Below are 15,378 nucleotides of genomic sequence, written 5' to 3' on the forward strand. Positions count from 1 at the left end.
CCAGTGGGAAGTACGGTCTGATCCGACCAAATTGCGACGGCGTCAGCAAAAACAAATCACCCATGGCAAATCCTCCTGCCATCAGTGAATCAAAACCTCCGCGATATGCAAAGACCGTTAATCAATAGGGCCTGAGTCTAGCTCCAGCGCTTCTCCTTCAATGCTTCGTAGCACGCCAAATTCCTCCGACATTGATTCAAGAGGTGGCTGGTTATCCAAGGTCATTCGACAGAATACATTCTCTCGCTCCCTCCCGCACATCCAAGACAGACCGTCCTTGAGAGCAATTGCGCGATTCCGCCAAGGCTATTGGCCTCGATCAAGACAAAAATCTTCCTTTGATATCACTCTGAGCGTGTCGAATTGAAGAGGCAATTTGATTGATGATGTGTTTTTCCAAATGGCCTAGCCGATGTAGTCCGACGGCCCGCTGCTCTTCTGGGGGGTCGAAACGATAGCCCGAAAAGTACTGCCAACGCGGTAGGTCCGCATGTATCCAGCGCCATTCATGATCACTTTGCCTGTTCGACATGGCATCCGTGTCATCCTCGGCCATAGCATATCCTGCGTTCTAAGAGGCGGCAGTGACCGCGGAGGGGCGAACCACCGTTTTAGAAGCCATGAATCGCAATGGCGATTCCGAATGCGATGACAAACAAAATGCCGACAAAGGTCATCGCGCTCGCTATGAGGGCGGCCACTATCGGATAGGTGTTGCGCCAGGCCAGCGTTGCCGCAGTGATCGCGATGAGGGGCGATATAACGAAAATGACCGGGGTAACCTTGTCGTCGCCGTAAAAGTCGAGTCCTTGATCAATGGCGGCCGGCACCGTCGAAAGCCAGCCCAGCATCAGGCTTCCGGCGACAACAATGGTAGTGCCGCGAAGATCGCGCCGAGTAGCCAGCACGAAAGCGGCGACAGCTGCAACCACCTGGAGCCCGGCCATCGCGGCCGCCACCCATCCGGCGCGTCCGGAGCCTGGGTACCCCACCCCCATGAAAAGATAGGCCACATTCCAAAGGCCCGAATGGGCTTGCAGCGCAGCCGTGAGAACGAGCAGCGGCCACGCCACCCTTGCCGCCAAAGGTTTGTTCTGGTGCTCTTCGCGCGCCATTTCCGTTCTCAAAAACTCGGACTACCGCGGCCATGCAGCAGCCTGATGCCAGGCTCTCTGTGATAAATGGCTTCACACACCGGAATGTCCGCCCGGAAGAGGCATTTTGCCATCCCAGCACTCAATCGACAAGTCGGGGCCAACAGGAGCCAAGGCCCGGCCGAGTTTATCCATCGGCGTGGACCATGGAGGAGCTTCGATGCCGTGGAATTCGCCACGCACGAAGGCTTCTGGAGTCCATCGGAAACATCCATCCGGCCGAAGCCGAGCAGTATTATGCCATGCTGGACGTGCCAGCCATGGCCGCATAACTTAGTGAAATGACCTCCCGCAAACCTGGGGTGGTTCACCTAATTCGACTACGAATCTTCGCTACTTCGTTTTCATGTGCCAATGCTTTGGCATTGTTGCGCACTTGCAAAACGTCGAATCGCTAAGCGGCCTCTTAGCTGCAAATTCTGCATGTGCAGTTTTCAGCCAACTGTCTTTCGGTTGCATGTGAGTTACCGGCTCAGCCAATAGTTCAAAAGCGAAATTCCCGCCCCGGCATTGCCGACGCCCAGACAGTCACCCCCGGCTGGATATCCGTGTCGCCCACAGTTCGTGCCATGAGTGTCCCCACGTCCTCGCTCTCTATATGGACAATCGCATCCGCGCCGAGATGCTCGACGTGGCGGACGAGGCCGTGCCAGGTGCCGCTATCCCGCGACAGGGTGACATGCTCCGGCCTTATGCCATAGGTCTTGCAGCCCAGCCGCGCGGCCACCTCGCCCTCGAACAGGTTCATTTTCGGCGAGCCGATGAAGCCGGCGACAAAAGGCGTGGCCGGCTTATTGTATAGCTCCATCGGCGAGCCGACCTGCTCGATGCGACCGCCATTGAGCACGACGATCTTGTCAGCCATTGTCATGGCCTCGACCTGGTCGTGGGTGACATAAACCATTGTTGTGCCGAGTTTCCGATGGAGATCGGTAAGCTCGAGCCGCATCTGGGCACGGAGTGCCGCATCGAGATTTGACAGCGGCTCGTCGAACAGGAAAACCTGCGGATCGCGCACGATGGCGCGACCGATCGCAACGCGCTGGCGCTGGCCACCGGACAGCGCCTTGGGCTTGCGGTCGAGCAGTTGGTCGAGCTGCAGCGACGAGGCTGCTGCTCCGACCTTCGCCGCGATCTCCTCCTTTGGTCGGCCCGCGAGCGACAGGCCGAAGCCGATATTCTCGCGCACGGTGAGATGCGGATAGAGCGCGTAGGATTGGAACACCATGGCGATGCCGCGCTTGGACGGTTCGGCTTCGGTCACGTCGGCGCCGCCAATTTCCAGGCGGCCGGATGTAATCTCTTCGAGTCCGGCGATCAGGCGCAGCAAGGTCGATTTGCCGCAACCCGACGGGCCGACGAAGACGCAGAATTCGCCGTCTTCGATCGTCAGGTCGATGCCCTTGATCACGTCGACGGCGCCGAAGCTCTTTCTGACGTCGGAGAGAATGACATTGGCCATGGTCTATCCCTTGACGGCGCCGGCGGTCATGCCGGCCACGATCTGGCGGTTGAAGAAGATGAAGACGATCAACGGCGGGATCGTCACCAGCAGGATGTTCATGAAGAGCAGGTTGAACTGCGAGGAGAACTGGCTCTGGAAGTTATAGAGCGTCAGCTGCACCGTCACATTTTCCCGGCCAGGCAGGTAGTAGAGCGGGTTGGTGAAGTCGTTGAAGATCGCGATCGACTGCACGACGATGTTGGTCACGGTCACCGGCTTGAGCAGCGGCAGCACGACACGGAAAAAGATCTGCCAAGGCCTGGCGCCGTCGATGATCGCCGCCTCGTCGAGATCGCGCGGTATGGTCGAAATGAAGGAGCGGTAGAGCAGCACCGAGAAGGACATGCCATAGGCGACCTGGATCAGGATCATGCCCGTGATCGTCTTGAACAGGCCGAGCGACTGCAGCACCCAGATGGTCGGCACGACGGCCGGTGGGATCATCAGGCCGGCGAGCACGAAGCCGTAGATCACCTTGTTCCAGTCCGACGGCCGCCGCTGCAGGACATAGCCGACCATGGCCGAGAAGACGACGAGGAGCGTGACGGCGCAGACGGTGATCAGCGTCGAATTAAAATAGGCAAGCAGCAGCATGTAGTTGCGGGCTTCGATGACCGACATGAGATTGTCGAAGAGATGCCATTCGGTCGGCCATGCGAATCTCATCCTCGAGGCTTCCTGCCGCGACTTCACCGCAGTGAGGAAGATGAAGATGAAGGGCACGATGAAGACGATCGTGACGGCGAGAAGGCTTGAGAGCCCGAGTATGATCTGACGACGCTTCACAGGTCGACCTCGCGCCGATTGAACCAGATGGTGAGCGGCATGACGAGCGTGGCGATCAGCAGAAACAAGATCACGTTGCCTGCGGTCGAGAGACCGAAAAAGCCGGCCTGATACTGCTTGTAGATGACGCTTGCGATGACGTCGGAGGAGAAGCCCGGGCCGCCACGCGTCATCGCCCAGATCAGGTCGAAGGAGCGCAGGCCGCCGATCAGGCTGAGGGTGATGACCGTAATGGTGGCCGGGCGCACCAGTGGCACGGTGATGCGCCAGAACATCTGGCGCCGCGTCGCGCCGTCGATCCGCGCCGCCTCATAGTAATCGGGGCCGATCGAGGCGAGGCCGGCAATGTAGATCAGCGTGGCGAGGCCGACGCCCTTCCAGACATCGACCATGGCCACCGAGACGAGTGCGAGCGATGGATTGGTGAGCCAACCGGGACCATCGATGCCGATGGCTTCGAGCGCCACGTTGATGACGCCCTTGGTCGGATGCATGAGCTCGGAAAAGGTGAGGCCGACGCCGATGGTCGAGACCAGAACCGGAAAGAAGATCACCGTGCGCAGGAAGCCCTGGGCGAAAAGACCCGATGTAAGCAGCACCGCGAGGAGCAGGCCGGCGATCGTCTTGGTGCCGGAGGTTAGCACGGCATAGATCAGGGTATTGACCAGGCCTTGCACGAGGAAGGGTTCGGAGAAGAACTGGCGGAAGTTATCCAGTCCGATGAAGCTTGCCGTCATCAGATCCCAGCGCGTCAGGCTGAACCAGAATGAGGCGATCGTCGGAACGAGGAACAGCGCAGTATAGACCACGGCGGCCGGAGCCACGAACCAATAGGGATAGGGCGACCTGCGCGACATCTCATTCTCCGTGAGAGGTCCCCGCCCTGTCGAGTGGGCGGGGACTGCTGCCAAACCGGTAGGGAGATCTTACCAGTTCGGCAAGCCGAGCTGCTTGGCCTGTTTGCGCACATCGTCGTCATAGAGCTTGGCGGCATCGGCGGCCGAGCGGATGCCGGAGCCGACTTCGACGGTGATCTGCTCAAGCGCAGGACCCTTGATCGGCGAGAGGAATTCGAGCGCCGGCGCGGTGCCGCCTTCCTTCTCGAAATAGGGCATCAGGTCGGCGACGGCAGGCGGCACGTCGGCGGGCAGCTTGCAGCCCTTGACGAGATAGGGGCCCTGCGCGCCATTGGTCGCGGTCTGGATGTCGCAGCCTTCGATCGAGGCGACGAAGTCCAGGAACTTCTTGGCCTCTTCCTTGTGTTCCGAGGTCACCGGAATGAACAGGCCGGCAGGCATCCAGACGGTCAGGCCGTTCTTGGACGCATCGGGACCCGGTTGGGCGAAGAAGCCAACGTCTTTCAGGTTGTCGGGATAGTTCTGCTTGATAGCGCCGATCGCAAAGGTCAGCATCGGATAATGCGCGGCCTCTGCGGTTGCGACCATGCGGATGCCGTCGTCATAGGTGGCGGCACCGAAATCCTCGTTTAGATAGCCGGCCTTGAAGACCTGCTCGAGATATTCGAAGCCCTTCATCGCAGCCGGTGTCGTGGCATATTTCGCCTTGTTGGCCGTGTAGTCGGCGGAAAAGTTCGGCGCCTCGGCCTGCACGTTGTAGAAGTCGGCCAGCACGAAGAGCTGCGAGGTCCATGTGTCGCGGTAGGACTGGGCGACGGCGACCTTGCCTGCGGCCTTGATCTTCTCGTTGTTGGCCATGAACTCGGCCCAGGTCTTCGGCACCGACAGGCCCAGTTCCTGGTAGATCTTGCGGTTATAGAGAATGCCACCGCCCATGGCGGTGTTGATCGGCACGCCGTAGATCTTGCCCTCGGCGCTGACGACGGTCTTGTAGCTGTCGAGGATATTGGCCTGCGCCGGCAGGTCTGTCAGATCGACCAGCGTCTTGGCGGGGTTTAGCGCCTGGAACAGCGAACCGGAATTGTAGAGGAAGATGTCGGTCATCTCACCGGTCGAGAGCCGCGTCTTGATGATGTTGTCACCCTCGGCGCCGCCAGGTCGCTGCTCGATCTCGATCTTGATATCAGGATTCTTCTCTGTGAACGCCTTGGCGAGCGCCTCGGTGGCGGCCACCGTGTCGGGGCTGATGTCCACGAGGAATGTCAGCGTGGTTTCCGCCCAGGCCAGACTGGTCGATGCCAGCATGAAGGCCGCGACTGCCGTCGTTTTCAGGAATGTGTTGCGCATCAGATCTCCTCCTCAGATCAAAAAGGCGTAGCCATGGCGGGCTCATTCCCGCCATGACGTTCAGGTCATGCGAAAGGTAATGACATGGTCGCCGGCTGGCAGTGTGAGGCCCTCGGCGGGTATCGTGGCAGGACGGCCATCGATCGCGATGTCGCCACGCCGGTCGGACGGCACCAGCAGGCCCTCGCTGCCATCGGGCAAACGAAGCGTGTAGCGCACGGTCTTTTCGTCAAGCGTCCAGCCAGCTTCGATCCGGCCATAGACGCAATCATGCCACGCCTTGGCATGGCCGAGTTCGGGCAACACGACGGGGTCGACGATGACGCGGGCGAAGCCGGGCTTGGTTGCGTCTAGCGCGATGCCCGCTACGCTCTCGAACAGCCACTGGCAGACGGCACCATAGGCATAGTGGTTGTAGCTGTTCATGTCGGGATCGTAGATCGTGCCGTCGGGCGCCATGGCGTCCCAGCGCTCCCAGATCGTCGTCGCGCCGTGTTCGACCTGGTAGAGCCAGCCCGGAACCTTGCGGTTTAGGAACACCTTCCCGGCAAGATCGTCGAAACCGAGCTTGGTCAGAGCCGGAAGCAGCGCCGGCGTGCCGATGAAGCCGGTGCCGATCAGATAATCCGCGTCCTCGACGGCCGTGCGGAAATAGGCTCGCGCCGCCTTGTCATGCTCGGCCGGAACGAGGCCGTAGAGGAAGGCCAGCGCATAGGACGTCTGGTCGTGGTGGGCGAGGCGGCCCGAGGGCGAGATATATTCGTGCGCGAAGGCAGTGCGGATGCGTTCGGCGCGCGCCTTCAGATCTGCCGCCGCAGCGGTCTCGCCGATGAGATCGGCAATCCTGGCAGAGAGATCCGTGGAGATGAAATGATAGAGCGTCGCCGCACAATCGTCGGCAATGGTCGGCCGTGGCTTACGGTTGTCGCCGACGGGCTGAAGCCAGTCGCCAAAGGTGAAGCCCTTCGCGCCCCAATGCGACGACGTCTTGACGATCGGACCCTCGCCAAGCGACCAGAGATAGTCGACCCATTTGACCATCGCCGGAAAGCATTCCGTCAGCACCGCCTTGTCACCGTAATGCAGGTAGAGCTGCCAGGGGATGATGACGATGGCATCGCCCCAGCCGGTCGATCCGGCCCAATCGCCACGGCCGCCGATCGGGTGGAGCCGGGTCGGATCCGGCGAGAAATGCGGCACGGCGCCGTCGTCGCGCTGGTCGGCCATCACGTCACGCAGATATTTGCGGAGGAAGGTCTGGCTGTCGGCCAGCCAGCAGGCGGTGCCGGCAAACACCTGCGCATCGCCGGTCCAGCCGAGCCGTTCGTCACGCTGCGGGCAATCGGTCGGGACTTCGATGAAGTTCGAGCGCTGCGACCAGACCGTATTCTCGACCAGCCGGTCCACGGCAGCGACGCCGGAGGAGAAACCGCCGGCGCGCTCCGGTACCGACGAGATCGGGATCGAAGCAATTTCCGTAAGCTGCGCCTTACCTTTGATAGTCACACGCGCATAGCGAAAGCCCTGGAAGGTGAAGAGTGGCGCATAGGTCTCGGGGCCGTTGCCCCTAAGCGTATAGGCTGTCCGGCCGGCGGCGCTGCGATAGTTGCGGTTATCGAAGAAGCGATCGGGTCCCAATATCTCGGAATGTTCGACGAGTACTGTGGCGCCTGCCTCACCTTCGACCGTAAAGCGGACATAGCCACCGCAATTCTGACCGAAATCGTGGACCGTACGACCCTCCTCATCGGTCCAGCGCTCGACCACCTGCAGCGGCGGCAGTTCGCGAACCGGCGCGGTTTCGTGCGGCACGAGAAGGTCGGTGTCGAATGCGAGCGGCTCGACGCCATGCGTGTCCGACATCGCTTCGAGCCGGGCGTCATAATCCTCGCCGTAGTAGATGCCGGATTTGCGGACGGGCAAAAGCCCGCTCTTCCAACCGCCGTCGGTCGCGAGGATGGTCTCGCCACTCGACACGAGGTCGGCAATCGCCGCAATCCGGTCGCCCCAGCAATTGTAGATCGGATTGGCCGCCCACATCATCTGCGACCGGAACCAGCCGTCCGCAAGCCAGATCTCGATGCGGTTCTCGCCCGGACGCAGCAGCGGCGCCACGTCATAGGACTGATAGGCGATGCGATCGTCATAGCAGGTCCAACCGGGCGTCAGCAGATCATCACCGACGCGCTGCCCGTTGATGAAGGCACGATAGAGGCCCTGTGCAGAGATATGCAGCACAACATCGGCGGGCAGTGCAGCAAGCGAAAAATTGCGACCAACGAAGCTGGCAGGCGTGCCCTGGCCAGCATCCGAAAGCGGCGCAATCATCCGGCCGGTCCACTGGCGTCCCGGACGTGCAGCCGCCTGCGCGGCTTCGAGCCTTCGTTCCAGAATAGTCATCGTTCATTCTCCTCCACGAACGCAAGCCCTTACGGCTTCCTCACTGCGCTTGTGTATCGTTCTATGTGTAACGTTATACAAAATGCTTTGCCTTGCAAGATCTTTTTGCGTACCGTCTGATCAAGTTAATCGGTAGATACGAGCGCATGAACAAACCCAACCAGCTCGAGCGCGGCGATCGCGTCACCATCCGGACCGTCGCCGCGGATGCCGGTGTTTCGGTAGCCGCCGTATCGAAGGTCTTGCGCAATGCTTATGGCGTCAGCGATGCATTGCGCCGGAAGGTGGTCGAGTCGATTGAAAGGCTGAAGTACCAGCCGAGCATTGCCGCTCGCGCCATGCGCGGACAAACCTATACTGTCGGCATTCTGCTTATCGACATTGAAAACCCGTTCCTGCCGCAAATTATCAGTGGAGTGAACGAAAGGCTGGCATCGTCGAGCTACAAGGCGATGATCGGCATCGGGCAAGCCAACTTGCCCATCGAAAGCTCGTTCATCGAATCGATGATCGCCAACCACATGGATGGGCTCATTCTGGTCGCGCCGAAAGCGACCGGCGACATGATCAGCCGCTATGCCAAGAAGCTTCCGATCGTCGCCGTCGCACACCACCATGGGGCGGCGACACTCTATGACACGGTCAATGGTGACGACGAGCTCGGCGCACGGATCGCGGTTACTGCACTGCTTGCAGAAGGCCATCAGGATGTGCTGATGCTCTCGCAAGAGACCGGAGAATTCTCGGAAACCGGGGTCACGATTCCTCGCGAGATTGGCTACATCAATGCCATGACCGCGGCGGGGCTCGCGGATCGCGCTCGGATCATACGCATTCCAAACGCCGGACGGGAACGTGATGAAGCGATGAGGAATGTGCTCTCGTCGGACAGGCCACGCGCCATCTTTTGTTGGAGCGACTTGCATGGCATCCACCTGGTCAATCAAGCCAAGACCATGGGGCTCAACCTCCCCCGCGATCTCGCGATTGTTGCCTACGACAATTCCGCAGTCGCAAGCCTGCCACTGATCGATCTGGCAAGCATCGATCAGGAAGGTCGAAAGCTTGGGATCGAAGCAGCCGAATTGTTGCTGAGCCGCATCGGTGGACGTGCGGAAGCGCGGCACTTGCTGATAGAGCCGCATTTGGTCCGGCGCTCGAGCATATAGGGCCAACTGAGACGGCGCACGTGCCGCGGCGAGCTCCGGGCGGCGACGCGACATTGCTCGAAGCCGCCGAGACGATGGGGATTTCACGCTGTCGGGTGGTCGCACGCTCGCCGACGCCATCCGCAAGGCCGGCAAGACCGGCAAGACCCTGACGACCATTTATGTGAGCTGCAACGATCAGGACGACTTGTGCGGCCTCCGTCCTGGCGCCGAGGCTTTCCCGAATGCAAGTGTCCGAACTCTTAGCTCCTTGACGATTGTCCGAAACCCTGCTGCACATGAGAGGCGCCTGCATCTCCAGTTCACGATGCGGCTTTCATGACTCGGGAGAAGGAACACTGCCATGGAATATCGTCTCCTCGGCAAATCGGGGCTGAAGGTTTCAACCATAACGATGGGCACCATGACCTTCGGCGGCAAAGGCTGGGCGAAGACTGTGGGCGATCTCGGCGTCACCCAGGCGCGACGGCTGGTCGACATGTGCCTCGATGCCGGCGTCAATCTCATCGACACGGCCGATGTCTACTCCGACGGCGCGTGCGAGGAGGTTCTGGGTGAAATCATCGGTGGCCCGCGCCGCAACGGCGTACTTGTCGCGACCAAGGCCCGGTTTGCGATGGGAACCGATCCAAATGACGTTGGATCGTCTCGCTATCATCTGATCCGCGCCTGTGAAGCGAGTCTCCGACGCCTGAAGACCGATGTCATCGACCTGTACCAGTTGCACGAATGGGATGGCGTAACGCCGCTTGAAGAAACACTGGAGGCGCTTGACCAACTGGTTCGCCAGGGCAAGGTGCGCTACGTCGGTTGCTCCAATTTCTCCGGTTGGCACATCATGAAGGCGCTGGGCGTGAGCGAACGAGACAATCGCGCGCGCTTTGTCAGCCAGCAGATCCACTACACGCTCGAAGCCCGCGAAGCCGAATACGAACTTTTGCCGATCACCGTTGATCAAGGTCTCGGCGTGCTGGTATGGAGCCCGATCGCAGGCGGGCTGCTGTCGGGCAAGCATCGTCGCAATCAATCGACGCCGGAGGGAACGCGACAATTTGCCGGCTGGACCGAGCCTCCCATCCGAGACGAGAACCGACTTTGGAACATCGTTGATACACTCGTCGATATCGGCGAAGAGCGCGGCGTGTCAGCAGCGCGGGTCGCATTGTCCTGGCTGCTTGGCCGCCCAGGGGTCACCTCGGTTATCGTGGGGGGACGCACACCGGAGCAATTCGCCGACAACCTGGCCGCAGCCGAACTGCGACTGACTGACGAGGAACGGAGCCGTCTCGATTCCGTCAGTGCGCCGCCGATCTTGTATCCGTATTGGCATCAACTCAACACCGCGGCCGACCGCCTAAGCAATGCAGACCGCGTCCTCTTGGGATCCCATCTGGACGCCAAGTAATCCCGTGAGAAGGACATTTCGCGTGGAGCAGGTGAGACCAAGACGCCGGCCCCCATTGCTATCCGACCTCTCCGCTGCCGCGAGATTTGCGGGTCCTCTGAGAGTTCGCTGATCCGTTTATCTTAGTCGCCCAAAAACAAGAAGCCCGGCGCGGGAGGAGGCGCCGGGCTAGCATGAACGACCATCGGTGAGGGGAGGGAAACCGATGGTCTTGATGCGCCGGTCTGGGAGGAGGAAAGGACCGGCTTCACTTGAATATGAGATAGTGTTGTATCACGCTGACGACAAGATGCGGTTTGCGCATGGCTCCCATGAGCCCATTCGAAAGCCGGAATCCGGGTACCACTCATCCGATTGATGGCGCCGTGCCACTGGCGCCGTGAGCGCAAAATCGGCTAGACCAACCTTGACGAACGGCAGCTGATATTGCCGGCTGAGGAGAGCAGATGGCCCTGGCGACTGACGACGTGCGAAAGAACTGGCGCAGACCGACCTTGCGGCTGATCCTGAGCGTCGTCATGGTCGGGCTGGTGCTTGCCGTGGCCGCCTCGCTGATCGCTATCGGCTTTGTCCGTGCGCGCCAGACCGCCGTGGAGCGCGTGCAGGAGCGGATGAACGATTTCTCCGACCGGCTGACCAGCCGGCTGGCGATCATCTCCGGCGACACCGCCACCTTCGTCAACATCTTCGCCACGGCGCTCGGCGCCTTTGCCACCCCGCCGAACGAGCGGCTGGCGGACAAGCTGACCTTCGCGCGCGAGGCCTTGATCCGGTCGCCAACCGTCGACGGGATTTTCATCGGATATGAGGATGGCTCCTTCTTCCATGCCGTGAATCTCCGGGAAGATACCTGGCGCAAGGCGCTCGATGCACCAAAGGAAGCGGCCATCGCCGTGCGCATTGCCGACCGCACCGTTGGCCAGGCAAACACGACGGCGGTGTTCTTCCTCGACGCGAGCGGCAAGAGGCTCCAGGCGCAGCGTGTCGCGCCATCAAATTTCGATCCGCGGCAGCGCGCATGGTACCAGAAGGCGAAGGGCGGCACGACCGCCGTCGGGACCGGGCCCTATGCGACCGCCGTGACCGGCGCCTTTGCCATGACCGTCTCGCAGGCGCATGCACGCAGCCCCGGCACGGTGATCGGCGCAGACGTGCTTTTGACGCGTGTCACCGATTTCGTGACCGAGGAGTTACTCACGCCGAATTCCGTGGTCTTCGTTGCCGACGAGAGCGGAACGCCGGTCATCCATTCCAGCCAGACGGTCATGCAGAAGATCATCGCGGCGACCCATGACAAGGACGCCAATGCCTCGAACGGGGCCGATCCGCTGACCCGTTCGCTGAGCCGGGTGCTGCAGGCTCGCGATGGGCGCGTAGAGGCCGTCAATGTCGAGGATCGCACCTATGTGGTGATGACGGCAAAACTGCCGTCGACGCTCCTTTTTGCCGGCAGCACGATCGTCATGGCGGCCCCGCTCGATGAGTTGCTGGGGCCGGCCTATGACATGTTGTTCCAGGGCCTTGCCATCGCGGGCGGCGTGGTGGTGTTGGTCATCGTCGGCGCGCTTGTGCTCGCCGGCAGGATCACGCAGTCGCTCAACCAGCTGACGGAAAGCGCGCATCGCATGCAGACGCTGGATTTTCAGACCGAGATCGACGTGCCGAGCCGCGTGCGCGAGATCCATATGCTGTCCGGCGCCATGAAGCAGGCGCGGGATGCCATCTTCACCTTCTCGCTCTATGTTCCGAAGGAACTGGTGCGCAAGGGCATCGAGTCGGGCGAATTTTCGAGACGCACAGCGACGCGCCACGAGGTGACGGCGATCTTCACCGATATCTACGACTTCACCACGATCAGCGAGGGCAATTCGCCGGAGGCTGTCGTGACCATGCTGTCTGATTATTTCGACATCCTCAACCGCACGGTCAATGCGAACAACGGCACGATCGTGCAGTTCCTGGGTGACTCCATCTTCGCCATGTGGAACGCACCGGTGCCGGACGAGCATCATGCCGAGAATGCCTGCCGGGCAGCACTCGCCATGCAGGATGCGCTCACCGAGTTCAATGCCGGGCAGAAGCGAAAAGGCTTGCCTGAATTCCGCACCCGGTTCGGTCTGCATACGGGCGACGCCGTCGTCGGCAGCGTCGGCGCCGTCGACCGGCTGCAATATACGGCGATGGGCGACACGATCAATGTCGCCTCGCGGCTCGAGGGCATGAACAAGGAACACGGCACAACCATCCTCGCGAGCCGTGCTGTCTATGAGCAATGTCACGAGACGATCCTCTTCCGCCCCCTTGGCGGAGTCCACGCCAAGGGGCGGAAGGAGGAGATCGAACTCTTCGAAGTCGTGAGCCTGAGACAGACGGCGGCAGCGCCCGCGGCGAAAGCGATTGCCTGACCTTAATCGCGAAAATTTCGCGTCTGGACCGGCGATTTCCGTAGGCCGCGCGGAGCTGTTCGGTCAAATCTGAATATTACAACTTTCTGATACGTGACTCGGTCAACGAGACGTGCCGCAGCCCCACGCACCGGCCCGCCATCGCTCAACTCTCACGCCGGTAACGTACGGCACGCAAGGAGAAATGGCATGGCAATCATAAATTTCAGTACATTGGCTAACAAGGATAAGATCAATCTCGGCGGGGACAAACTCGTCTTCGACGGCGGCATCAGCGCGGCGGATGTCGCGATAGCCGAACTGAAAACCGGCGTTCAGCTCAACGCCGGGGGCAAGACGATTCTCCTGAAGGATTGGGAGCTCGGCAACCTGAACATCGACCAGGTGACCTTCAATAACGGCTCCGAACTCCTGGTCGGCGACAAGGTCTTTGCGACCACCAACGACGACAATGCCAACATGATCGAGCCCTTCTTCCCGGGCAACAAGAACCGGGACCAGTTGCGCGGCATGGGCGGCGACGACGAGTTGACGGGCGGCAAGGGCGACGACCTGATGTTCGGCCAAGGTGGCAACGATACGCTCTACGGTCAGGACGATGACGACTGGCTCGACGGCGGCAGTGGCAATGACATTCTCGAGGGCGGGGCCGGCAAGGACACCATCAAGGGATTTGCGGGCAGCGACACGATCACCGGGGGAACGGAAGCCGACAGGCTCGATGGCGGCAAGGGTGCCGATACATTCAAGATCACGGCGGCCGAGAGTCCGAATGGCGTCGGGCTGTTCGACAAGGTCGTGGAATTCATCTCGGCGAGCGACAAATTCGATCTCGATGCTGCCGGTGACGCAACCAAATATATCGAAGAGCGCCTCAGGACCGGCTCTTACGCCGACGCTTCGAGCAAGGCGACCGAGCTCCTTGTCGCGAATGAAGGCTTGAAGGAATATGTCTTCATCGCCGGCAACAGCAGAGGATGGTTGTTCGGCGACTTCAACAGCGACAGGGTCATCGATGTGGCGATCGAGATCCTGAACGGCGATAGTCTGGCGCGCCTCGACTTCTCCGACATCATCTGACGGTCGAACTCAGCCGGGGCGGTGCCCCGGCAGCTTCGGCAGCAAGATCGTGAGCAGGCCGAGGAGCGGCAGGTAGGACGAGACGCGGAAGACCCATTCGATGCCGTGGCTGTCGGCAAAGTCGCCGAGGAAGGCCGCACCCAGGCCTCCTGCCCCGAAGGCCAGGCCGAAGAAGATGCCGGCGATCATGCCGACGCGTCCGGGTACCAGTTCCTGCGCGAAGACGACGATGGCCGAGAAGGCCGAGGCGAAGATCAGGCCGATGATGATCGCCAACACGCAGGTCCAGAACAGGTTGGCATAGGGCAGCAGCAGCGCAAAGGGGATGACGCCGAGGATCGAGAACCAGATCACGAAGCGTGCCCCGAAGCGATCACCGATCGGCCCGCCCATGAAGGTTCCGACAGCAGCGGCGCCGAGGAACAGGAAGAGTATGAGCTGCGAGTTCTCGATCGACATGCCGAACTTCTCAATCGTGTAGAAAGTGAAATAGCTCGCCATCGAGGACATGTAGACGTTCTTCGTCGCCGTCAGCACGACGAGAATGATCAACGCCCAGAGAACCCGGTTGCGCGACAGCGGCAAGGCCCGGCTCACCGGTGCCTTGGAGGCGTTCAGGCGGCGATGCTCCATGAACCAGCGGCCGACCCAGGTCAGGATCGACATGCCGGCAAAGGCTATGACGGCGATCCAGGCGACGCTGCCCTGCCCGTATGGCAGCACGATGAAGGCCGCAAGCAGCGGGCCGATCGCCTGGCCGGCATTGCCGCCGACCTGGAAGACCGATTGCGCCAGCCCGTGCCTGCCGCCGGAGGCGAGGCGGGCAATGCGCGAGGATTCAGGATGGAACACCGCCGAGCCGAAGCCGATCAGGCAAGCACCCAGCACCAGGAACGCAAAACTATGGGCATTGCCGAGCACGATAAGGCCAAAGAAGGTGCTGGCCATGCCGACGGGCAGCGAATAGGGCATCGGCCATTTGTCGGTGACGATGCCGACGAGAGGCTGCAAAAGCGAAGCAGTCACTTGGAAGGCGAGCGTCAGCAAGCCGATCTGCACGAAGTCGAGATTGTAATTGGCCTTGAATAGTGGGTAGAGGGACGACAGCAGTGACTGCATGATGTCGTTGATTCCATGGCAGATACTGACCGCCATGATCACCGACAGCGTCGTCGTGCCATAACCAACAGGTGCGCTCCGATCCGTGACGGCCATCGGACTCTCCAATACCAAATCTCTCGTTATTTGGACGATTGTCTAGCAGGTCTGGC

The 15,378-nt window shown here is 60.8% G+C and carries 12 protein-coding genes and 1 pseudogene; 5 read left to right on the forward strand and 8 right to left on the reverse strand.

Features of this window, described 5'->3' with window-relative positions; translation table 11 throughout:
• Positions 1 to 319: 319 nt before the first annotated feature.
• Together AC2YI2_RS30615 and AC2YI2_RS30620 are read right to left on the reverse strand one after the other, a co-directional pair.
• Positions 320 to 556: a hypothetical protein gene (locus AC2YI2_RS30615; protein WP_487390322.1), complete on the reverse strand. Its 237-nt coding sequence runs from the start codon at positions 554 to 556 to the stop codon at positions 320 to 322.
• Between the two features lie 55 nt (positions 557 to 611).
• Entirely contained in the window at positions 612 to 1,115 is a 504-nt protein-coding gene (locus AC2YI2_RS30620) for a hypothetical protein (protein WP_487390323.1), read from the reverse strand.
• A gap of 159 nt (positions 1,116 to 1,274) precedes the next feature.
• On the opposite strand from AC2YI2_RS30620, the pseudogene AC2YI2_RS30625 reads away from it, so the two are divergent.
• Positions 1,275 to 1,426 (forward strand): annotated as a pseudogene (locus AC2YI2_RS30625) (IS3 family transposase); the annotation flags it as partial.
• Positions 1,427 to 1,638: 212 nt separating this feature from the next.
• On the opposite strand, the gene AC2YI2_RS30630 reads toward AC2YI2_RS30625, so the two are convergent.
• The 5 genes from AC2YI2_RS30630 to AC2YI2_RS30650 all read right to left on the reverse strand — a co-directional run bounded on the left by AC2YI2_RS30630 (position 1,639) and on the right by AC2YI2_RS30650 (position 8,048).
• Positions 1,639 to 2,616, reverse strand: coding sequence for an ABC transporter ATP-binding protein (locus AC2YI2_RS30630; RefSeq protein ID WP_487390324.1), 978 nt, complete (start codon positions 2,614 to 2,616; stop codon positions 1,639 to 1,641).
• Positions 2,617 to 2,619: 3 nt separating this feature from the next.
• Positions 2,620 to 3,444, reverse strand: a complete 825-nt coding sequence (locus AC2YI2_RS30635) for a carbohydrate ABC transporter permease (protein ID WP_487390325.1) — start codon at positions 3,442 to 3,444, stop codon at positions 2,620 to 2,622.
• Positions 3,441 to 4,301, reverse strand: a complete 861-nt coding sequence (locus tag AC2YI2_RS30640; RefSeq protein ID WP_487390326.1) for a carbohydrate ABC transporter permease — start codon at positions 4,299 to 4,301, stop codon at positions 3,441 to 3,443. Before AC2YI2_RS30640 ends, AC2YI2_RS30635 begins: the two co-directional genes overlap by 4 nt.
• Before the next feature lie 69 nt (positions 4,302 to 4,370).
• Positions 4,371 to 5,648 (reverse strand): ABC transporter substrate-binding protein, encoded by a 1,278-nt coding sequence (locus AC2YI2_RS30645; protein ID WP_487390327.1) that lies wholly within the window; start codon positions 5,646 to 5,648, stop codon positions 4,371 to 4,373.
• Between the two features lie 60 nt (positions 5,649 to 5,708).
• Entirely contained in the window at positions 5,709 to 8,048 is a 2,340-nt protein-coding gene (locus AC2YI2_RS30650) for an alpha-L-rhamnosidase (RefSeq protein WP_487390328.1), read from the reverse strand.
• A 92-nt stretch (positions 8,049 to 8,140) separates the two neighbouring features.
• Here AC2YI2_RS30650 and AC2YI2_RS30655 point away from each other — a divergent pair, with 92 nt between their 5' ends.
• The 4 genes from AC2YI2_RS30655 (at position 8,141) to AC2YI2_RS30670 (ending at position 14,107) form a co-directional block, all read left to right on the forward strand.
• Complete coding sequence (locus AC2YI2_RS30655; RefSeq protein WP_487390329.1) at positions 8,141 to 9,217, forward strand: LacI family DNA-binding transcriptional regulator; 1,077 nt, start codon at positions 8,141 to 8,143, stop codon at positions 9,215 to 9,217.
• Between the two features lie 343 nt (positions 9,218 to 9,560).
• Entirely contained in the window at positions 9,561 to 10,622 is a 1,062-nt protein-coding gene (locus AC2YI2_RS30660; protein ID WP_487390330.1) for an aldo/keto reductase, read from the forward strand.
• 446 nt (positions 10,623 to 11,068) lie between these two features.
• Positions 11,069 to 13,027, forward strand: a complete 1,959-nt coding sequence (locus AC2YI2_RS30665; protein WP_487390331.1) for an adenylate/guanylate cyclase domain-containing protein — start codon at positions 11,069 to 11,071, stop codon at positions 13,025 to 13,027.
• A 189-nt stretch (positions 13,028 to 13,216) separates the two neighbouring features.
• On the forward strand, positions 13,217 to 14,107 hold the full coding sequence (locus AC2YI2_RS30670) for a calcium-binding protein (RefSeq protein WP_487390332.1): 891 nt from the start codon (positions 13,217 to 13,219) through the stop codon (positions 14,105 to 14,107).
• Between the two features lie 9 nt (positions 14,108 to 14,116).
• Here the strand turns inward: AC2YI2_RS30670 and AC2YI2_RS30675 are convergent, their stop codons facing one another.
• Entirely contained in the window at positions 14,117 to 15,322 is a 1,206-nt protein-coding gene (locus tag AC2YI2_RS30675) for an MFS transporter (RefSeq protein WP_487390333.1), read from the reverse strand.
• Between the last annotated feature and the right edge of the window lie 56 nt (positions 15,323 to 15,378).

It is taken from the genome of Rhizobium sp. SRI_017 (assembly GCF_057586295.1).